This window comes from Capnocytophaga sp. FDAARGOS_737, assembly GCF_009730375.1.
GTDB lineage: Bacteria > Bacteroidota > Bacteroidia > Flavobacteriales > Flavobacteriaceae > Capnocytophaga > Capnocytophaga leadbetteri.
The window spans coordinates 2,054,453-2,075,645 of the sequence record NZ_CP046316.1; the positions used below are offsets into that span (position 1 = coordinate 2,054,453).

The window sequence follows — 21,193 nt, forward strand, 5'->3', positions numbered from 1 at the left end:
AAACACAATTAATTAGACATTATAAAAAATCAGAATTATGTTGTATATCAAACAATTATTGCAAGAAGGCAAAAGCATACAGGGCGAAATCACCCTTAAAGGGTGGGTACGCACCTTCCGCAGCAACCGTTTTATCGCCCTAAATGACGGCTCGACTATTGAGAATGTGCAAGTAGTGGTCGATTTTGAAAATACAGACCCTGAACTACTAAAGCGCATCACTACCGGAGCCGCTATAGAAGTGAAAGGACAAGTGGTAGAAAGTCAAGGGAAAGGACAGGCAGTAGAGGTACAAGCTACTACTATTAGTATATTAGGCGACAGTAATCCTGAAGAATACCCTATACAGCCTAAAAAACACTCCCTTGAGTTTTTGCGCGAAAATGCCCACCTACGCGTGCGCTCTAATACCTTTAGCGCTGTAATGCGTGTGCGCTCTACTCTGGCATATGCTATTCACAAATACTTCCAAGACAATGGCTTTTTCTATGTAAATACGCCTATCATCACCGGTAGCGATGCTGAAGGAGCTGGCGAGATGTTCCGCGTAACAACTTTAGACGCTAAAAATCCACCGCTAACTGAAGATGGAAAGGTAGATTATAAAAAAGACTTCTTTGGACGCGAAACTAATCTTACCGTATCAGGACAGTTAGAAGGTGAGACTTTTGCAATGGCTCTTGGTAAGATTTATACTTTTGGGCCTACTTTCCGTGCTGAAAACTCTAATACCTCACGCCACTTAGCCGAGTTCTGGATGATAGAGCCTGAAATGGCGTTTTTCGACCTTATCGACAATATGAATTTGGCTGAAGACTTTATTAAGTATGTGCTAAAATACACCTTAGAAGTACGTCGTGATGACCTTGAGTTCCTCAACAAACGTTTCTTAGAAGAAGAAAAAGGCAAACCACAACAAGAACGCAGCTCTATGTCGCTTATTGAGAAGTTAGAGTTTGTGATAAACAACGACTTTAAACGCGTAAGCTATACTGAGGCCATCGACATTCTAAAGAATTGCAACCACAATAAGAAGAAGAAATTCCAATACCTTGTAGACGAATGGGGTATTGACTTGCAAAGTGAACACGAGCGTTATTTGGTAGAAAAACACTTTGAATGCCCTGTAATACTCTATGACTATCCGGCAAACATCAAAGCGTTTTATATGCGCCTAAATGACGATGGTAAGACGGTACGCGCTATGGACATCCTCTTCCCTGGTATTGGCGAAATAGTAGGGGGTTCGCAGCGTGAAGAGCGCTATGAGGTGCTTAAAAAGAAAATCGCTGATCTGAATATGGACGAAGCAACTCTTTGGTGGTACTTAGACCTCCGCAAGTTTGGTACTGCTGTACACAGTGGTTTTGGGTTAGGCTTTGAGCGTTTGGTACTCTTTGCTACCGGTATGACTAATATACGCGATGTAATACCTTACCCACGTACTCCACAGAGTGCTGAGTTTTAATAGATATTTAAAAGGTAAATAAAAAATAGAGAGGATTATCAGAATGATAGTCCTCTCTATTATTATGGTTTAAACGTAACGGATTACATAGAGTATTTGTTTACGCGTTCTTTAGCTTTGATAAGGTCTAGACCTAAGCTGTTGATTTTTTGCTGTTTTTCGAGCAATTTGCCTTTGAATTTAGCTTCGTCTTGAGGAGAAAGAGCCCCTTTAGCTTTCTTCATATCAAATTTGTTTTGCTCTTTAGCTAAATCGGTTTTAGCTTTAGTTATTTTAGCTTCTACTTTAGCTACTTCGCTATTAGCTTTGCTCAATTGTCGTTTTTTCTTTTGAGCTTCTTTTTCAGCTTTAGCTTTGGCTTTTTCAGCTTTTTCTTGTTCTTTTTTAGCTTTCTTTTCAGCTTTAGCTTTTTCTTTAGCAGCTTTTTCTTCAGCTCTTTTGGCTTTTTCAGCTTCTTTTTTAGCTTTTTTCTCAGCTTTTTCTTGTTCTTTTTTAGCCTTTTCTTCAGCTTTCTTAGCTTTTTCAGCTTCTTTCTTGGCTTTTTCTTCAGCTTTAGCTTTTTCCTTTAGCGCTTTTTCTTCAGCTTTTAGGGCTTTTTCTTGTTCTTTTTGCGCTTGTTGTTGTGCTTTGAGCTGTTCTTTTTCAGCCTTTAGGGCAGCCTCTTGTTGTGCTTGAGTAGCTACATCAGAGCCTAATATAACTGTAGAAGAAACTGTATCAGTAACTGTACCTACCATAGGTTGTTCTACCTGAGCGGTAGCTAAATGAGCAGCAAAAAGAGCTGCGGCGAATGTGATTGCGTGTAATTTCATAGTTTATTTTTATTTAGTTTTTTCGGGGGCAAAGATACACAAAATAACGATACCCCGTTCTTTTTTATAACATTTTTAACAAAAAAAAGTCGCCTACAGGGTATAGGGAAAGTAGGCGACTTTTAGGAGTAATTAAAATATAAATAGTTATGGATTATTGAACATTACCTCTAATGCGCAATCCTTTTACGGGATTGGTTTTAGCGTTAGAAGTTACGGTAATCGTTTTGCTGATTGGGCCTACGCGATTGGTATCGTATTTTACTTCAATTTTTCCTTTAGCCCCTGGTGCTACAGGTTGGTTTGTCCAAGAAGGAACAGTACAACCGCAAGAAGAAGCTACGTTAGTGATTACGAGCGGTGCTTTACCAGTATTAGTAAATTCGAACACACGCACGCCATCAGCACCTTGTTTGATGTTACCATAGTCGATTTCTTCAGCTTTGAATGAAATTTCTGCGTCTTGGGCATAAGCCATTACACCAAAAAATGCTAAAAACACAAATGTTAAAAACTTTTTCATAGTATAAAAAATTAAATTATAAATTAGTTGTTTTTTACGTTAGGTACAGTTACAATAATCGTGCCAAAGTATGATTTGTCAATTTGTCAATTTGCCGATTTGTCAATTTGCCGATTTGCTGATTTGTGGATTATTATAATCGTCTGGCAGTTTGAAATTAATGAAATAAGCATAGGTTACAGCTGTTGGAACTCCTCTCATTTTACCTGGGATAAAGCAGGGTAGGCTTCTGATAAGGAAGACAGCTTCTTCTTCCAATATTTTGTTAGCGGCTCGCTTCCCTATTATACTGACAGTACCATCAGTATTGATGCGAAAAGCTATAGCCACTTTTCCTTGTATCTCCTGAGCTAGGGCTTCAGGAGGATATTTAAAATGTATCTTCACGTGCTTGTCTAGCTGCTCTTTAAAACATTGATATTGCTTGTCGTTAGGAACTTCTTTGCAGGCTTCGAACATAGGTTTTTCTTCTATAATAAAATAGGGAATCTCAACAGGTTTTTCATCGTCTGAAGGAGCGACAATTTCTTCTTGTGCATAGCTATTGGCTACTACTGCTAAACATAGTACTAAAAGGATTTTTGGTAAGAGTTTCATTATCTATCTGTTTTTGAAAAAAAGCACAATAAATATGCCAAAGTTTGAGAGTAGTATATTTTTCTGGTTTTTGACCTATTATTAGACGTTTATACTTCGCTAAATCTTCGTCTATCCTTCGTTCTTCCTATATTGTTTGTATATCGTTTGTATAGGGTAAATGGCTACAGAAAATTTTTCTGTTTGCAAATTCGCTATTTTTTTCGTATGTTTGCAACTTTAAAGTGAATCTGTATGCTTACTAAAGAACCTTTATACTATTACACCCGCTTGCGAAAGCGCTTCCCGAACTCGTATCTGGCTGAAGATAACAATCAGATTATCATTGGCATAGACGCTGATTATATAGATGCAACTGACTATAGCTACGCTGCCCTTGAACAGTATTTTCAGCAGCAAACGCCTATAGCGCCTTTTGCGGGACTCTTTGGGGTGTTCGCGTATGAAACTATTCATTTTTTTGAACATATTCCGCAGAAAACTGACGCTCAATATTTCTTTCCGCCTTTTGTCTTTGCTAATGCTAAAGCCTACCTACACTATTCTAAAATAAACAAAGTGTACTCTTGCTACGGTGAGGAGGGGGTGTATTTTGATTTTCTGCAAAAAGGTGATGAGGTTATAGAGGATTCGGCACAGGCTCCTACCTATCATATACACACTGACTTGCAACAGGAAAGCGAGCACTTTGGGGCAATAGTGGAGAAGGCTAAAGAGTATATTCGCTCGGGCGATGTGTTTCAGGTGGTGCTTAGCGAGCAGCTTTGTTTGGCTACCAATTTGGACTCGCTTACTTTCTACCGCTTGCTCTCTCAGGCAAACCCTTCGCCTTATATGTTCCACTTCCCCACTCCGTATGGCGATGTAGTAGGCTCAAGTCCGGAGATTTTAGTAGATATTACCGGCAACCAAATACATATAGCCCCTATTGCGGGTTCGAGACCTCGTGGGAAAGATGCGAATGAAGATGTGCGTTTGGAGCAAGAACTCCTTAGCGACCCTAAAGAGTGTGCCGAACACCGTATGTTAGTGGATTTAGCACGGAATGATATAGGGAAGTTTGCCGAAAAAGGGTCGGTTAGCGTTAAAAATATGATGCACGTACTGCGTTACCAGCATATTATGCACATAGTATCGGATGTGTATGGCAATAAACGGGCTGACGTATCGCCTTTTGAGGTGATTTCTATCGTTTTTCCGGCAGGAACACTCAGCGGCGCTCCTAAAATACGGGCTATGGAGCTTATTGGGGAGCTGGAGACCTACGCTCGCAACGTATATGGCGGGGGGATAGGCTTTTTGCACTTCAATGGCAATGTGCAGTTGGCAATAGTGATACGGAGTGCTTTCTTTGAGGCGGCACACCCTAACAGCCGTCAGCAGCGGGTATTTATACAGGCCGGTGCGGGTATAGTGTATGACTCGGTGCCTGAAAGGGAATACGCTGAAATACAGCACAAAAGAGCCTCTGTGCTTAATATTTTTACGCAATACTGTAAGAATCAATAATTTTTAGAAACATCCCCCCTGCCCCCTTCAAAGGGGGAGATGCGATGGTCAATAAAGGGGGAGATGTGACGGTCAATATAGACGAACATCATAATTTAATATAAGTTCAGTATAAGGATACAATATAAATAAGTTCTCTTTGTTTTACTTTTGATATGATTTTACTAATAGATAATTACGATTCATTTGTGTTTAACGTGGCACAATACCTCAGCGAACTGACTGATGAGGAAGTGAAAACAGTGCGCAACGATGCGCTTACGCTTGCTGAAATACGGGCTCTTCAGCCTACTCGCATTGTGCTTTCGCCAGGCCCTAAACACCCTAAAGATAGTGGTATTTGCTTAGAAATTCTGAAGGAAATTACTGATATTCCGATTTTGGGTATCTGCTTGGGGCATCAGGCATTCGGGCTTGTACACGGGGCTACTATAGCTCGCCTTGAAACGCCCCTGCACGGCAAGACTTCTGAAATGGAGGTTGTGGATAAAGAGGCGACTCTTTTTAAAGGGTTGCCACCGCGTTTCAACGTGATGCGCTATCATTCGCTATACGTGGATAAAGACACGCTGCCTGAAGAACTAAAAATTACCGCCCTTTCGGACGATGGGGTAATAATGGCTTTGCAGCACCGCCACAAGCCCATACACAGCATACAGTTTCACCCTGAATCGTTTTTTACTGAATACGGTAAGAACATTATAAAGAACTTTTTGGTAGGTACGCAGGTGGCTCTCCCCACACAAGACAATGCTGACAAGCAGAAGGCTTATGCCGATGAGGTGTTTAGAAAACATCTGAAAAAGCTACAGGATAACCTACCGCTTGCTGACCCTGATTTTAAAGAAATATGTGCCGTACTGAACAGTAAGCAGTATGACATAGTGCAGCTCGGGGCTCTGTTGGTGCTCATCAGCGAGAAGAGTCTGTATCCGGAATCGCTTACTGCTTTTGTACGCAACCTATTGGCATACAGTACTACCTTTGCCGATGACCGCCCTATGATAGACCTCTGTGGCACTGGCGGCGACGGACTGAAGACTATCAACATTTCGACCACTGTAGCCTTTATAGTAGCGGCGATGGGGGTTAGAGTTGCTAAACACGGCAACCGCTCGGTTACCAGCAAAAGTGGCAGTAGTGATGTACTGCAAGAATTAGGCGTGCCGCTAGAATCTTCATTGGTTAAACAACTACAGACTTTGGACAGCAAAGGGGTGGCTTTCTTTCACGCTCCTTTCTTTCACAAATTAGTAGGTGAAGTGCGCGAGGTACGTCAGCGATTGGGTATACGTACGGTTTTCAACGTATTAGGGCCTCTTTTGCACCCTAACACTCACCTAAAATATCAGTTGGTAGGGCTCTATCACGAGCCTGTAATGCGTCTTTATGCTGAAACGCTTCAGCTATTGGGCAGAGAACACGCTTTGGTGGTAAGAGGTAATGATGGGTTGGACGAAATAACGCTCTGCGATGAGACGAAAATAGTAGAAGTAAAGGGCAACAAGCTATTAGAATACAGCATTGCTCCTGAAATGTTTGGTTTTAAGCGTGCTTTTCACGCTGAGATAGAGGGAGGCTCTCCCAAAGAAAACGCTGAGATACTGCGTCGCACCCTTAGAGGCGAAGAGCGCGGGGCTAAAGCTGATATAGTGATGCTCAACGCTATGTTTGCCCTCTATACTGCCAACGTAGTGAAACACCCTATGGAGGCTAAACCTCTTATAGAAGAGGCTATTAGGAACGGAAAGGTTTGGAACTATTATCAATTGACAATTGATAGTTTGTAGATTATTTGTTATTTTTGCGGCATATAAAATCAAGAAAAATATGAGAAGTATACAGTTTAATCAAGAAATAACATTTGAACAGTATCAAATGGCGGTACGCGTATTGGAAGCCATAGGATTAGAGGTTCAGAAAAATGAAATGCCTACTTTGCCTTTAGAAGTTATAGAGGGTATTGAACAAGGTTGGCAAGAATTGCGCGAAGGAAAAGGAATTGCAAGCGCTGATGTTCATAAAAAAGCAAGAATTTTATGTGCCGGAAGATAATATGGGCGCCAAAAGCAGAAAAAGCCTATCTTTCAATCTTAGATTTTTGGATTGAACATAACGATTCATCTGCTTATTCCCTAAAAATTATAGCAGCAGTAGAGGCAACCGAAAAGAGAATCTCTGAATATCCCTTTATAAACCCTATTGTATATGAAACTCCTCTGAAAGAAATCAGAAGAGCGGTAATACTTTATAATTTTTCATTATTTTACGAGGTTTTTCCTGATAAAATAGAAGTGGTTTTCTTTTTTGACAACAGAGATAACCCTAAAAAACTACCATTTTAAAAAAGAGCAATGGATATACTATTAGAAATAAAAAAACAGCGCGATGTACAGCTTGAAAGAGAGCGGACTTTGCTGCAACGCCCTTCGTTTAAAGAGGCTTTATCAAAAAAAGGTATTAGCATTATAGGTGAGATAAAACGCGCCTCGCCCTCTAAAGGACCAATAGCAAATGAGCAGTTTGAGCTTATCCCTCAAGCGCAATCTTACCAACAAAAGGGTGTGGCTGCCTTTTCTATCCTTACGGAAGAGGCGTATTTCAAAGGTGATAATCTGTTTATACCCCGCGTAAAAGAGGCTATCCCTACTATACCTATCTTGCGCAAAGATTTTATTTACACTCCTTTTCAGGTAGCACATAGCAAGTTTTTAGGCGCCTCGGCTATACTGCTTATCGTGCGTATGCTAAACGACACTCAGCTACTGTCGCTACACCGTTTGGCGCAAGATTTGGATTTAGATGTATTAGTAGAGGTACACGATGCCCACGAACTGGAGCGCGCTCTTGCCATTCCTGAATTGGCTATACTCGGTATTAACAATCGCAATCTTAATACCTTTGAGGTATCGCTCGCCACTACCAAACAGTTGCTGCAGCAACTACCCAAAGAGAGACGAGAAAAACTGATAGTTGTAAGCGAAAGCGGTTTCCACAGCTCAGAAGATATCGCTTATGCTGAACAATTAGGGGTTGATGCCCTCTTAATAGGGGAAGCCCTAATGAAAGGGGAGATTTAAGGATTAGCTGATTTGTCGATTTGCTAATTTGACGATTATTCTATATTTTTGCACTAAATACAAACACTGAATACTATGTCTTACACAATAACCATAAACAGTAATAGCGCGCAAGCAGAAAGCCTTGTACAATTTCTTAAAAGTCTTGATTTCGTAGACGTTAAGAAGAAAAGAGAGGCTAAAGTAGCCACTGTTGCACCCAAAGTATTAGAGGAAGATGAAGATGGAATGCCTCTTGCTTATAAAGATTTTATCTTAGACCTCTCGAAAAAAACTAAAAAAGCAGCCGCTAAACGATTCTACGAAAAAGTAGCTGATAATAATATATTATGATAGTTATTACTGACACCAATATATTTTATAGTGCTTTAGCTGCTCCGCAAGGAGAAATTGCTAAAATATTAAACGAGAGGGGGAATATACAATTTTTAGTACCTGATTATCTTATTGAAGAGATTGAAGAACTCAAGTAAGAAAACATCTTTATAAAAAGCAAAAATGATTACAAAACTAAAAATATGTGGTATCAGGAGTGTAGCTGAAATTGAAGCGCTCGGTGATTTGGCTATTGATTATTTTGGTTGTATATTTGCCGAAAATAGCAAACGTTATGTGAATATTGACCTTGCTACATCTATAGTTGAGAAGATACACCAAGCGGGGAAGCTGGCGGTAGGGGTGTTTGTAGATGCGCCTTTGCAAATGATACAGCAGACCATAGCTGCTACTAAAATTGACATCGTACAACTACACGGCAGTGAGTCGCCCCAATATTGCCAAACGCTTCAACAAGAAGGGATTAGCCTCTGGAAGGCTTTCGCTGTATGGGATACCCTGCCTGACATATCGGCTTATCTTCCTTATATACAGTATCCTCTGTTTGACACTAAAGGGGCTAACAAAGGTGGTAACGGCATCGCCTTTCGATGGGAGGTGCTAAAAGGAATGTCCGCTTACTCATTTGTATTAGCAGGTGGTATAGAGGAAAACAATCTGCAAGAAGCCCTTAGCTATCAGCCTGCCATACTAGATGTGAACAGCAAAGTAGAAATAAACGACCGCAAAAATCGCTCTCTTATACAAAGACTTATAGAAAAATTAGCAAATTAGCAAATTAGAGAATTAGCAAATGAATACAGAAATAGAAAATCATAATACTAAAGCCTATTTTGGTAAGTTTGGCGGGCAATACGTGCCTGAAACAGCTATGTATGCCCTTACTGAACTAGAAAAAGAATATCAGAAAGCTAAAAACGACCCTGCTTTTGAAGAAGAACTACAGGATTTACTCAAAAACTACGTAGGGAGACCCTCTCCTTTGTATTACGCTAAGAATCTTAGTGCTCATTATGGGCAGGATATCTACCTAAAGCGCGAAGACCTCAACCATACAGGGGCTCACAAGATTAACAATGCGTTGGGACAGGTGCTCTTGGCTAAGCGGATGGGTAAGAAGAAAGTGATTGCCGAAACAGGTGCGGGACAACACGGCGTGGCTACCGCTACGGCGGCTGCTCTTCTGGGGCTTGAATGCGATGTATATATGGGGGCTGTAGATATTGAACGCCAAAGACTGAACGTTTTTAGAATGGAACTTTTAGGGGCAAGGGTAGTATCCATCACCGATGGGCTACAGACACTAAAAGAAGCTACCACTGCCGCTATACAGTCGTGGGTAGCTGAAATAGAGACGGTTTTCTATGTGATAGGCTCGGCAGTAGGCCCTCACCCCTACCCTACCATAGTACGCAATTTTCAGCAAGTGATAGGCAACGAAACCAGAGCTCAGCTTGACGCATTAGGCAAGCACGCTGACCACGTAATAGCTTGTGTAGGCGGAGGAAGTAATGCTATAGGTATTTTCACTGCCTTTTTGTCTGACCCTCGCACACATCTGTACGGTACTGAAGCCGGCGGTGAAGGCATCGACACTGATAAGCACGCCGCTACTCTTACACTGGGCAAAGAAGGTATTATACACGGAATGAAAACCTACGTATTGCAAGATAAGTATGGACAGATAAGTCCGGTACACTCTATTTCAGCAGGGCTTGACTACCCAGGTGTAGGGCCAGAGCACGCTCATCTGTTTGAAAGTGGGCGGGTTACTTATGCTCCTATCACCGATGCCGAAGCAATGCAAGCACTGCTATTCACCACTCGCAAAGAGGGTATTATACCTGCTATAGAAAGTGCTCACGCTTTAGCCTACTTAGAAAAATTATGTCCAACCCTTGACAAAAGACAAACGATAGTAGTAAATGTATCGGGTAGAGGTGACAAGGATATGCATACTGTATTTTCAATACTTAAAGGAGAAAAATATGACTAAATCTATATCTGAAATTTTTGCAGGAAAAGAAAAAGTAAATATCGGTTATATAGTAGCTGGGTATCCTAACCTCAGCTTTACAGAAGAATTTTTGAGGAAGTTAGACCAGTCGGCACTTGATATGCTTGAAATAGGCATTCCTTACTCCGACCCTTTAGCAGACGGCAAGCTGATAGCTGAAGCCTCATTTGCTGCCTCGCAAGCGGGGGTTACTACCGATGTAGTATTTGACCTACTCGAAAAGGTAAAGGGGGAGGTACACAAGCCTTTGCTCTTCTTAGTATATTACAACCTGCTTTTTGCCTATGGAGTGGAGGCTTTTGTACAACGATGTACCGAAGTAGGTATTAGTGGGCTTATCATTCCCGACCTACCTTATGAAGAAGCGACTGCCATACTACCTGTACTGAAAGCCCATAATATAGCTTTTATTCCTTTAGTAAGTGTAACCTCGGGGGCTCGTATTGCTCAGATAGTGCGCTTAGGTGAAGGCGGTTTTATATATGCTGTGGGGTCATTAGGTGTAACAGGTAGCAAGCAGGTAAGTTTAGACCGTTTGCAACGCTTCACTGACGAAATTAGGCAACACACCTCATTGCCTATTGCTTTGGGCTTTGGCATTAAAACTCATAGTGATGTGGAGACAATGCGTCACTATGCCGATGGGGTAATAGTAGGCACCAGCATCGTGGCCTATACCCAAAACAATAGCGTAGATAGTGTAATAAGTGAAATAGGGAAGATTTTTGGTTAGAAAATCAGTGCTATTCTTTTTCTTCTTTTAGAAGATAGGGTCTTAGTACTGATGTCCAGAGTTTGTAGCCTTCGGCATTCATATGTAGGTTGTCTTCTTTATAAATATTGGTGCGCAGAGAGCCTGCCTCGTCATACATTACGTGGGTAATATCGAGGTAAGTATAGCCTTGTAGAGAAGCGTTTTGCTGTAGGAGGGCATTGACAAGTTGCTGGTCTTTGAGTTCGTGTGCCTTAGCTGGGGAAGGTTTTAACGACACTACCCATAAGGTAGCTGTAGGATACTCCTCTTTTAGGCGAGCTATGAATATTCTGAACAAATCGAAGCACTTTACCGCATTTACCCCCTCTTTATGCGTACCCAAATCGTTTTCTACATATAGCACTATCTGCTTAGGTTGATAGCCTTGCGCTATCACAGGGTAGTTATACAGCATATCGCGCAAAGTAGCCCCTCCGTACGAACGGCGTATAATCTTTAAAGGAGCAAAATCTTGTTCGATTGTGTCCCACATATTAATAGTTGAACTGCCCAGAAAAAGCACATCGCAACTGAGGTCTTTCATACGCTTGTTTTGCTTCTGGTAGTAATCAATATCGCGCTGGTAACGCTTTATCCACTCCGCCTCATCGGTTTGTTCGAATGGGATAACTGTCTTGATCGTAATGGTAGGGGTTTCTGTTTGCTGAGTATTTTTATACTGCTGCCCTCTCGCCGTAAAACAACAAGCTAATAAATTCATTATTAATGTAATGTATTTTTTCATTTCTAACTATCTTAAAACTCTAATTCCGTTTGGGTGCCACTGTTTTCATTCTCTGTAGATGCTATTATCTCTTCATCACCTAAATCTTCTACTGTTTCCTCTTCTTGGGGTTCTTCATAAGGGAGAGATTCAAGAGTATTGATGGTTTTCACCTTGTCGGTAGTGAGTTGATTGCCCAATGCCTTAATACCTTTTACGCTGATAAACTCTTCTAAATTGACCGTAAGGTTCTCTTTCTCCTTGCCTTTTTCTTTAGTGAATACTACCTCAGCCATAGGTCGCCAGTCGGCAGAGACAAAGAGTAATTGTGATTTAGGATGCTCAGTAATTACTAACTCTTCGCGGTTTTCGTTCTCTACCACAAAGCGTTTTACAAATACACGTTCCTTCTCACCATCGTAGTAAATCACCGAAATAGGCTTCTCAGGCACCCACTTCTCCATTACCAAGATGTTATTATCAAAATGCAAACTCAATTCGGGTATAATGGTTTTTACTAATCCCTCTTTGGTGATAAGCAACATACGGTCATCGCCTTTGAAAGCACCGAGTAACTTGCCTCTCTCTTCGGTATTGAGACGCCTTACAATGTCGTCAAACCATATCTTGCGAGGCTTGAGGGTTGATACGCCTTTCTCTTTCAGCTCAATGCGCTTAATAGCGTACTTGCTAACAAGATTACCTTTCACGCCACGCCCTTTGATGAGGGTGTCGGCAAAATCTATATCCCAACGCAGTTTTCGCAAAGTACCTAACTGACGCAGGTTTACGGTTACGACTTCGGCTTCGCCATTAGGATTAGCCGTAAAATAGAGCACTCGACTCTCTTTGTGCTGGGGTATCAACTCATATTTCTTATCGCGGGTAATACCCGTTACGTTGAAGCGCTTGATATACGAGAAGCCGGTTTGTCCGTCTTTGTATATCATATTGTAGATGGTGCGCTTGTCGTCTTTCTTAAACACTGCTACGTGTATAATATTCTTCTCTATATACTGTTTTTCAGCTACTTTGGTAACGTACATCGCACCGCTTTCGGTAAAGACTATCACATCGTCTATCTCGCTGCAATCGCCTACGTACTCGTCTTTGCGCAAACCTGTACCGACAAAGCCTTCTGCACGATTGACATACAATTTGGTGTTGCGCACCACTACTTTAGTCGCCTCGATAGTGTCGAACACACGTATCTCAGTCTTGCGTTCGCGCCCTTTGCTATAGGTTTTCTTAAGTCGCTCGAAATGCGCAATAGCATAATCGACTAAGTGCGCTAAATGGTTCTTCACCTCCTCGATATCGGCTTCTATTTTTAGCATCTGCTCTTCAGCGCGATAGGTATCGAAGTTGGTGATACGAATCATCGGTATTTGGGTAAGGCGTTCTAAATCGTCATCGGTAATTTCGCGTAGCAAATCCTTTTTGAAAGGCTCAAAACGGTCATAGAGGTATTGGTATAAAAGCTCTTTATTTTTGTACTTTTTATCTTTGAAGTTGATATACATCTCTTCTCTGATGAATATCTTTTCTAAAGAGGCTTTATGCCATTGCAAATGCAACTCCTCTAAGGTGATTTCTAACTCTTGTTTGAGTATATCGACAGTGCGGTCGGTACTGCGGCGTAACACCTCAGATACTGTTAAAAAATGCGGCTTATTGTCCTCAATCACACAAGTGATGGGCGAAATAGCCGTCTCGCAAGCGGTAAAAGCATAGAGGGCATCGATGGTTTTATCAGGTGAAGAACCATTAGGAAGGTGCACCAATATCTCTACATCGGCCGCTGTATTATCATCTACTTTTTTTATTTTGATATTACCCTTATCATTGGCTTTCAGTATCGAGTCGATAAGGGTTTTGGTAGTAGTAGTAAAAGGTATTTCGTTGATAACGAGAGTACTTTTGTCTAACTGGGAAATCTTGGCACGCACTCTTACACGTCCGCCTCTTGCCCCATCGTTATAGCCGCTTACGTCCATAATACCCGCTGTGGGGAAGTCGGGGTAGAGCTCAAAAGGTTTTCCTTGCAAATAAGCAACCGAGGCATCGATAAGCTCAATAAAGTTATGAGGCAGTATCTTGGTAGAAAGCCCAACCGCTATCCCCTCAGTACCTTGTGCGAGTAGTAGGGGGAACTTGACCGGCAGGCTGATAGGTTCTCTCTTGCGTCCGTCATAGCTTGATTGCCATTCGGTTACTTTAGGGCTAAACACTACATCGAGAGCAAATTTAGAAAGTCGTGCTTCTATATAACGGGGCGCTGCGGCATCAGCCCCTGTTAGGGTGTTGCCCCAGTTACCTTGGGTATCGATAAGCAGTTCTTTCTGACCGATTTGCACTATCGCATCGCCTATACTCGCATCACCGTGGGGGTGGTACTGCATAGTGTTACCCACTACGTTGGCCACCTTATTGTAGCGACCATCGTCTAACTCTTTGAGGGAGTGCATAATACGACGCTGTACGGGTTTGAAACCATCTTCTATAGCAGGCACCGCTCGCTCTAAGATTACGTAAGAGGCGTAATCTAAGAACCAGTCTTGGTACATACCGGTTATCTTGATGATGCTGTCATTAGGATGCGCAGCACTAGTTTGAAGCTCATTTTCTTCCATTTTGCTCTTTTATCTAATATCGAGGTATTTGTGCATTTGCAGTGAGGCACGCCACTGTGGGTGCGTCATTACATAATCTACTATTTTAGGGATTACTATTGCTGATTTGCTCCACTCTGGCTGTAGGTATAGCAGGCAGTCGGGTGATACTTGGGCTGCCATCTCTTCAGCAAAAAGAAAATCATTGTTGTTATAGATGACCATTTTTAGCTCGTTTGCCTGCTGTAGTACCCCGCCTACTGGTCGCTTTATTTTTTTAGGTGATAGGCATATCCAATCCCACGTACCTGAGAGAGGATGAGCGCCCGAAGTCTCTATATGAGTACGCGCTCCTCCTTCTCTGAGCAGAGCGGTGAGTTTATCGAGGTTCCACATCAGGGGTTCGCCCCCTGTGATGATGATAAGGCGAGAATGCTTTAGCGCTTCGGCTGCTATATCCTCGACCGGCACTATAGGGTGCGCCTCGGCTGCCCAGCTCTCTTTTACATCGCACCAATGGCAACCAACATCGCAGCCGCCTAACCTAATAAAGTAAGCGGCTGAACCCTTATAATACCCCTCACCTTGTAAGGAGTAAAAAGCCTCCATAAGGGGGAGCGCCTCCCCCCTATGCAAGGCTGTTAACTTATATTCGTCTAACATTTAATCTGCTTCTATTCGTAATTTGCTACGTCTAATATCCACGGGTCGGGTATCTCGGTATTCTCGCGAATTTCTTCTACTTTCTTCATCGCATCTTCATACTTATCAAAACGATCTACGTAGATAAAGTTAAGCACTTGGTCGCGGTTATAATACACCTTAGCATCATAACCAAAGTTTTTCATCTCTTCTACTCGCTTATTTACGTTATTGATATTGAGGAACACCCCTACTATTACGTAATATCCTTTTTCGGTATCTTTAGCCGTTAGCTTGGTAACCCTTGTACTGCGATATAGCTGAGTGATTTCTTTAGGGTTGTTTTCAATCTCTAAAGCAGTAAGGAACAAGAAGTATCTGTCGCGGCTGCGAGTATAGTTGAGGTCGAGCGAGGTGGCGTTATTAGGGATAAGATAACGATTTTCATTCTTAATATCCATACGGAAAAGGTCGAAGCCAAGCGTATTGAGACTGGCAGGTTTGCGCTGCGTTACCAAATCGTCATTCACGTTGATACTACTGTTGAAGAAGTTCTGCGCTGGACGCACTTTGCTCTCTAACGAAGTAGTTTTGCCGCTTTCGGGCACTGTAATCGACACGTTGTCGCCCATCATATTGAGGTCGCCCTCGAGGGTTACCCCCATAATACGGGTTTTGAAGTCATCTTCTTCAGGTGTTTTAAATCCTTTGAAGCTAAATGTCTTAGACTCTTCATTAGTAATAGCAGAAAAACCATCGTAAGTAATGATTTTCTTGACATTGCTATCAGGATTTTCGTATACTATCACCAATGCCCAGCCCGCAGCTGACCCTCCTTCTATCTGCCCAAGAGCAGCACGCACGTTTGCCACAGTATAGTCGCCAACTACTTTGGTAGCAGGGGCGAGCAACGAGGTAACATTAGCGTAATAGACATAAGGAGCCGCATTTTTTAGCTTTTCATCATTGATACCATCGTAGATAAGTTCGCCTGATATAGGCACATAGGCATTGATATCAGGGGTTTTAAATAATACGCTACTTGCCTCTTCGCGGTTTTTGTCTACCGGTATATTCTTAGTGCCGCGCAACACTCCGCTATTATACGGGTAAGTAGCTGCCCAATAAAGTCCGGCGTACGCCACCTTGCCCCCCGTACCGTCATAGCTGAAATGAGCGGTACTTGACGCAAAAGTATTGGGGTCGTTATCAACATCAATATACTGCATATCAAACTCGTCATTAAGTTTGGCTTTAGGCGAACGGTCGTTATAAGGGTCGTTAGGGCTTGCGCCTTTTTCTTTGCGGTTTATCACGTTGTTGCCTATTATCTTGATATCCCCCTTGATGAAGGTTTCGTACCTGATTTTGAAATCGGTATTTTGTGCCGCTGCAGGCATCAGAAGCCCTATAAGCGCTAATACGGTGATGAGATATTTCATTGGTTCAGAATTTGTTTGGCTATTCTGAGCGCCTCAGTACCTTGCTGTAGGGTGACCGTAGGTGTGGTGTTATTACGGATAGCATCAGCAAAAGATTCGAGTTCGTCTAAAATAGCGTTGTTATTGTGAATTTCAGGATATTCAAAGTAGATTTGCTTTCTTTCTCCCTCCGCATTTTGCAATATCATATCGAAGTCGCCTGCTACTTCAGGGGCTTCTTTCATCTTGACCACTTCCACTTTCTTTTCTAAGAAATCTACTGATATATAAGCGTTTCGCTGAAAGAATCGGCTTTTGCGCATATTCTTCATCGAGATACGGCTGGCTGTAAGATTGGCTACGCAACCGTTTTCAAACTCTATACGGGCATTGGTAATATCGGGCGAGTGGCTTATCACCATTGCACTGCTGGCTGATATGTGTTTCACCTTTGATTTTACCACACTCAGTATGACATCTATATCGTGTATCATCAGGTCGAGCACTACGGGCACATCAGTACCGCGAGGGTTGAACTCAGCTAAGCGGTGCGCCTCTATAAACATAGGCTCTTGTATCTGGTCGCGTACGGCAGTAAAGGCAGGGTTGAAGCGCTCTACGTGTCCGACTTGTCCTTTTACTTGGTGGGCTTCGGCTAAGGCGATGATTTGTTCAGCCTCTTCGACCGTAGTAGCGATAGGCTTTTCGATAAAAAGGTGCTTACCGGCTTTGATGATTTTTTCGGCACAAGCGAAGTGGTTGAGCGTGGGGGTTACCACATCGACCATATCGCAAGCAGCGATGAGGGCTTCGACACTATCAAAACGATGGTAGCCAAACTCTTGGCTTACCTTTTGAGCGTTAGCCTCATCGAGGTCGTAAAAACCTACCAACTCGTATTTATCGGATTGGTTTAGCAATCGCAAGTGTATTTTTCCGAGATGCCCTGCGCCGAGCACCCCTGCTTTTTGTTTTTCCATTTTTAGTATCCTATTTTAGCGCGTACCCTACGGAGGGTTTCGTCGGCTACTTTATGCGCTTTGGCAGCACCTTCCTTTAGGATAGCGTCCAATTCGTCTAAATGTGCCATAAAGTAAGCATAACGCTCGCGAGGGGTAGCAAATTGTTCTAATATCAGTTCGTAAAGAGCCTGTTTGGCCTGACCATAGCCGTAGCCTCCTGCACGATAGAGAGCTTCTATCTGCTGCACTTGGTCGTCAGTAGCCAATAGGCGATATAGTTTCATCACATTGCAGGTGGTGGGGTCTTTAGGGTCTTCTAAAGGCGTACTATCGGTTTGTATAGACATCACCTGCTTTCTGAGTTGTTTTTCAGGTAAAAAGATATTGATAAAGTTATGGCGCGATTTGCTCATCTTCTCGCCATCAGTACCAGGGATAATCATTATGCGCTCTTCAATCTTAGCCTGTGGTAGCACAAAAGTTTCGCCCATCTGGTGGTTGAAGCGAGAAGCTACATCGCGGGTGATTTCAAGGTGCTGTAATTGGTCTTTACCCACAGGTACGACCTCAGCATCGTAGAGCAATATGTCGGCTGCCATCAGCATAGGATAGGTGAAAAGACCGGCATTCACGTCTTGCAGATAGTCCATTTTATCTTTGAACGAATGGGCAAGCGTGAGGCGCTGATAAGGAAAAAAGCAACTTAAATACCACGAAAGTTCTGCCGTTTGAGGCACATCGCTCTGGCGGTAGAAAGTTACCTTATTGGTATCGAGACCGAAAGCTAACCACGTAGCTGCTACGCTATAAGTATTGGCGCGCAACTCCTCGCCATTTTTTATTTGAGTGAGCGAGTGCATATCGGCTATAAAGAGAAAAGATTCGTTAGCGGGGTCGGCAGCCATTTGCACTGCCGGACGTATAGCCCCGAGTATATTGCCCAAATGGGGGGTGCCTGTACTTTGAATACCTGTAAGTATACGAGCCATTTTAATTTGTCGATTTGTCGATTAGCCAATTTGTTAGTTTGCAGATTGACTAATAGGTTTAATTGGCGGCAAATATACAAAATTATTTTGAATTATGAATTATGTAGGCAAAACACACAAGATTATTTGAGTAAGAGCTGAGCGAGGGTAGCATATTTTTCTGGTTGGAGAAGGATTATTAGTCGTTTATACTTCGGTGATTGTTCGGTGATTGTTCGGTGTTCCTGTATTGTTCCTATATGGTTTGTATAGGGTAAGTGTATTTAGAAAATTTTTCTGGGAGAGAGATTGGGAGGGCTGAGAAGGCTGGGAGGATTGGGAAGGCTGGGAGGAATGGGGGCGTGGAAATAATTAATAAGTTTTTTTTGGACTTTAACATATTTTTTGTACTTTTGCCGCCGTCTCATAAGGGGTGCTGTAATAGGCTGAGATTATACCCATAGAACTTGAGCGGGTAATGCCGTTCAAGGAATGAAACTAAGCGTAAGGCTTGTTTTTGCTTTTGGGTAGCAGGAACAAGTCATTTTTTGTTTAATAACCACACCAAATAATTGCCTCTTTTATTTGTGAAAAAAACATTTTATTCAACAATGAAAAATGTACTTATGTACACCGCGCTATGCTTGTCGTCAGTGGCTATGGCGCAACAACCAATTGAGTCGGTTATGGACTCTATCCGTGAGCCTATACTGTTAGACGAAGTATTAGTGTCGGCAGTTAGGGCTAACCAAAAACTCCCTATCACTTTTTCTAATCTCTCAAAAAAAGAGATTAAAGCTAAAAACTTTGGGCAACAACTGCCTTTGCTGCTCAACCATCTGCCAAATGTGGTGAGCTATTCTGAAGACGGGGTAGGTTTTGGTTCTTCTTATATAAATGTGCGTGGTTCGGATATATACCGTACTAACGTAACTATCAACGGAGTACCGCTAAACGACTCGGAGTCGGGTGGGGTATTCTTTTACAATCTTTCGGATTTGGCTTCGTCAGCTGAAAACATACAGCTACAGCGCGGGGTAGGTACCTCTTCGAACGGAGCGGGTGCCTTTGGAGCGAGTCTTAATATACTAACGGAGGCTATTCAGCCAAAAGCAAGTGCTGAAATAGCAAATTTCTACGGTAGTTACAACACTCATAAACACGCTCTTAAATTTTCTACTGGTAAGATTAATGACCGTTTTGAGCTTAGTGGTCGTTTTTCGGTTATTAAAAGTGACGGCTACAGAGATAGAGGGTGGGCTAATCTCAAATCTTACTTTTTACAAGGGGCATACGCTTATGGGGGTACGCTTATCAAAGCTATTTTGTTAGGGGGAAAACAGCACGCCTATCTAACCTATTTAGGACTTGACAAAGCAACCTTGGCTAACGATAGACGCTATAATCCTGCAGGTGAATATACTGATGCTGCCGGCAATAAGCGTTTCTACGACAATGAAAGCGACAACTATCAGCAAGACCTCGCTCAACTGCATTGGTCGCAACAGTGGAATGAGTTTTGGCGTACCCAAATCGCTTTTCACTATACCAAAGGAAAGGGTTATTGGGAAAACTATGAGAAAGGTGCTTATTCTTGGATAGGGCTTCCTTCATTGGGTAATGATCCTGACGGGGAAGAAAAACAAGCTTACTATATTCACCAACAAGGACTTAATAATGATTTTTGGGGAACGACCTTTTCAGCTAATTATAAAAAGGATAATATAGATTTGTTAGTAGGAGGAGCTTTAAACCGCTATCAAGGGGCTCATATTAAAGATTTATTATGGGCTGAAAAAGCTTATACTTCATACAAAAACAATTATAGTTATGAAGGGCTTAACACCAAAGAAGAAGCATCAGGCTTTGCTAAACTGACCTATACTCTAAACTCAAAATGGAGTTTATTTGCTGATATGCAATTGCGCTATGTAAATTATGAGGCTAAAAAATACAAAGTAAACGAAGCTCTTTACAATTTCAACCCTAAAATGGGAGTTAGCTTTAACCTCAATCCAAACAATAGCTTTTATCTATCGTATGCACGCGCTACTAAAGAACCTAATCGTTCTGACTATAAAGATTATGCTAAAGAACTAAAAAAGAATGCTTTAGCTAAAAAACCTGTAGCTGAAAAACTAAATGATTTTGAATTAGGATGGCGTTATCAGAGTGATAAGGTAGTTTTGAACGTTAATGGTTATTATATGGGGTACCAAGACCAACTTATACCTACTGGTAAACTAAATGAAACAGGCTACCCTATCCGTGAAAATGTAGGAAGTAGCTACCGCTCAGGTATTGAGGCTGATGCGACTGTACACCTTTCTACCAAATGGATATGGCAACCTAATGTAGCTTTCAGTAAGAACATTACTAAAGACTACAAAACAGAGAAGAAAAAAGTTATTACCTATTGGGGTGATACTCAAATTTCATACTCACCAAGTGCTGTAATAGGTAATACAATTAGCTTCTTGCCTATAAAGAACTTTCAAGCAAGTCTTATTTCTAAATATGTAGGTAGCCAATATATTGATAACACACAGCGTGAAGAAGCTAAATTAGATGCTTATTTTGTAAACAACCTAAGTTTGCAATACGAATGGAACCCTAAACATACCTTTAAATCTGTTTTATTTTCAGTAATAGGAAACAATATCTTAAATGCTAAATACATACCTTATGGTAGTAATAAGTATGGAGAATCTTATATACCTGCTGCAGAAGCTCACTATTTGGCAGGTATAACCCTTTCATTCTAAGAG

The 21,193-nt window shown here is 41.9% G+C and carries 20 protein-coding genes, 1 pseudogene and 1 riboswitch; of the genes and pseudogenes, 12 read left to right on the plus strand and 9 right to left on the minus strand.

The genetic code is table 11. From position 1 onward, the window contains the following. Positions 1–37 precede the first annotated feature (37 nt). Entirely contained in the window at positions 38–1,468 is a 1,431-nt protein-coding gene (asnS, locus tag FOC45_RS09060) for an asparagine--tRNA ligase (RefSeq protein ID WP_009390449.1), read from the plus strand. Between the two features lie 83 nt (positions 1,469–1,551). Here the strand turns inward: asnS and FOC45_RS09065 are convergent, their stop codons facing one another. The 3 genes from FOC45_RS09065 to FOC45_RS09075 all read right to left on the minus strand — a co-directional run bounded on the left by FOC45_RS09065 (position 1,552) and on the right by FOC45_RS09075 (position 3,400). Beyond that, on the minus strand, positions 1,552–2,280 hold the full coding sequence (locus tag FOC45_RS09065) for a hypothetical protein (protein WP_009390450.1): 729 nt from the start codon (positions 2,278–2,280) through the stop codon (positions 1,552–1,554). A 154-nt stretch (positions 2,281–2,434) separates the two neighbouring features. Then, entirely contained in the window at positions 2,435–2,803 is a 369-nt protein-coding gene (locus tag FOC45_RS09070) for a DUF1573 domain-containing protein (protein WP_009390451.1), read from the minus strand. A 102-nt stretch (positions 2,804–2,905) separates the two neighbouring features. Continuing rightward, a complete protein-coding gene (locus tag FOC45_RS09075) occupies positions 2,906–3,400 on the minus strand; it encodes an energy transducer TonB (protein WP_009390452.1) in 495 nt (164 codons plus the stop codon). Positions 3,401–3,634: 234 nt separating this feature from the next. Here FOC45_RS09075 and FOC45_RS09080 point away from each other — a divergent pair, with 234 nt between their 5' ends. The 10 genes and pseudogenes from FOC45_RS09080 to trpA all read left to right on the plus strand — a co-directional run bounded on the left by FOC45_RS09080 (position 3,635) and on the right by trpA (position 11,075). After that, on the plus strand, positions 3,635–4,909 hold the full coding sequence (locus tag FOC45_RS09080) for an anthranilate synthase component I family protein (protein ID WP_009390453.1): 1,275 nt from the start codon (positions 3,635–3,637) through the stop codon (positions 4,907–4,909). Positions 4,910–5,064: 155 nt separating this feature from the next. Next, positions 5,065–6,699, plus strand: a complete 1,635-nt coding sequence (gene trpD / locus FOC45_RS09085) for an anthranilate phosphoribosyltransferase (protein WP_009390454.1) — start codon at positions 5,065–5,067, stop codon at positions 6,697–6,699. A 40-nt stretch (positions 6,700–6,739) separates the two neighbouring features. Next, complete coding sequence (locus FOC45_RS09090; RefSeq protein WP_034540042.1) at positions 6,740–6,964, plus strand: hypothetical protein; 225 nt, start codon at positions 6,740–6,742, stop codon at positions 6,962–6,964. After that, positions 6,949–7,254 (plus strand): type II toxin-antitoxin system RelE/ParE family toxin, encoded by a 306-nt coding sequence (locus FOC45_RS09095; RefSeq protein ID WP_009390456.1) that lies wholly within the window; start codon positions 6,949–6,951, stop codon positions 7,252–7,254. The genes FOC45_RS09090 and FOC45_RS09095 overlap by 16 nt, the downstream gene beginning before the upstream one ends. A 9-nt stretch (positions 7,255–7,263) precedes the next feature. Then, positions 7,264–7,989, plus strand: a complete 726-nt coding sequence (locus tag FOC45_RS09100) for an indole-3-glycerol-phosphate synthase (RefSeq protein WP_009390457.1) — start codon at positions 7,264–7,266, stop codon at positions 7,987–7,989. Between the two features lie 75 nt (positions 7,990–8,064). After that, positions 8,065–8,322, plus strand: coding sequence for a hypothetical protein (locus FOC45_RS09105; protein ID WP_009390458.1), 258 nt, complete (start codon positions 8,065–8,067; stop codon positions 8,320–8,322). Further along, positions 8,319–8,453 (plus strand): annotated as a pseudogene (locus FOC45_RS09110) (PIN domain nuclease); the annotation flags it as partial. The gene FOC45_RS09105 and the pseudogene FOC45_RS09110, both read left to right, overlap by 4 nt. A 34-nt stretch (positions 8,454–8,487) precedes the next feature. Beyond that, the gene (locus tag FOC45_RS09115; RefSeq protein WP_009390460.1) at positions 8,488–9,099 is read left to right on the plus strand and encodes a phosphoribosylanthranilate isomerase; all 612 of its coding nucleotides are present in this window, start codon (positions 8,488–8,490) and stop codon (positions 9,097–9,099) included. Positions 9,100–9,118: 19 nt separating this feature from the next. Then, complete coding sequence (trpB, locus tag FOC45_RS09120; RefSeq protein ID WP_009390461.1) at positions 9,119–10,321, plus strand: tryptophan synthase subunit beta; 1,203 nt, start codon at positions 9,119–9,121, stop codon at positions 10,319–10,321. Continuing rightward, positions 10,314–11,075, plus strand: coding sequence for a tryptophan synthase subunit alpha (gene trpA, locus FOC45_RS09125; RefSeq protein WP_009390462.1), 762 nt, complete (start codon positions 10,314–10,316; stop codon positions 11,073–11,075). Before trpB ends, trpA begins: the two co-directional genes overlap by 8 nt. Before the next feature lie 10 nt (positions 11,076–11,085). Here trpA and FOC45_RS09130 read toward each other — a convergent pair whose 3' ends face one another. Genes FOC45_RS09130 through trpS form a run of 6 tightly spaced genes read right to left on the minus strand, consistent with a single transcriptional unit; the run spans position 11,086 to position 18,446 of the window. Continuing rightward, on the minus strand, positions 11,086–11,817 hold the full coding sequence (locus FOC45_RS09130) for a GDSL-type esterase/lipase family protein (RefSeq protein WP_052141364.1): 732 nt from the start codon (positions 11,815–11,817) through the stop codon (positions 11,086–11,088). A 35-nt stretch (positions 11,818–11,852) separates the two neighbouring features. Beyond that, positions 11,853–14,453 (minus strand): DNA gyrase/topoisomerase IV subunit A, encoded by a 2,601-nt coding sequence (locus FOC45_RS09135; RefSeq protein ID WP_009390464.1) that lies wholly within the window; start codon positions 14,451–14,453, stop codon positions 11,853–11,855. Between the two features lie 9 nt (positions 14,454–14,462). Further along, a complete protein-coding gene (locus FOC45_RS09140; protein WP_009390465.1) occupies positions 14,463–15,095 on the minus strand; it encodes a 7-carboxy-7-deazaguanine synthase QueE in 633 nt (210 codons plus the stop codon). 11 nt (positions 15,096–15,106) lie between these two features. Further along, complete coding sequence (locus FOC45_RS09145) at positions 15,107–16,516, minus strand: SPOR domain-containing protein (protein ID WP_009390466.1); 1,410 nt, start codon at positions 16,514–16,516, stop codon at positions 15,107–15,109. Then, complete coding sequence (locus FOC45_RS09150; protein ID WP_009390467.1) at positions 16,513–17,475, minus strand: Gfo/Idh/MocA family protein; 963 nt, start codon at positions 17,473–17,475, stop codon at positions 16,513–16,515. Before FOC45_RS09150 ends, FOC45_RS09145 begins: the two co-directional genes overlap by 4 nt. 2 nt (positions 17,476–17,477) lie before the next feature. Continuing rightward, on the minus strand, positions 17,478–18,446 hold the full coding sequence (gene trpS / locus FOC45_RS09155; RefSeq protein ID WP_009390468.1) for a tryptophan--tRNA ligase: 969 nt from the start codon (positions 18,444–18,446) through the stop codon (positions 17,478–17,480). A 398-nt stretch (positions 18,447–18,844) separates the two neighbouring features. Further along, positions 18,845–18,933: riboswitch (TPP riboswitch) on the plus strand. Positions 18,934–19,036: 103 nt separating this feature from the next. Here trpS and FOC45_RS09160 point away from each other — a divergent pair. Further along, on the plus strand, positions 19,037–21,190 hold the full coding sequence (locus FOC45_RS09160) for a TonB-dependent receptor (RefSeq protein WP_009390470.1): 2,154 nt from the start codon (positions 19,037–19,039) through the stop codon (positions 21,188–21,190). Positions 21,191–21,193: the final 3 nt, after the last annotated feature.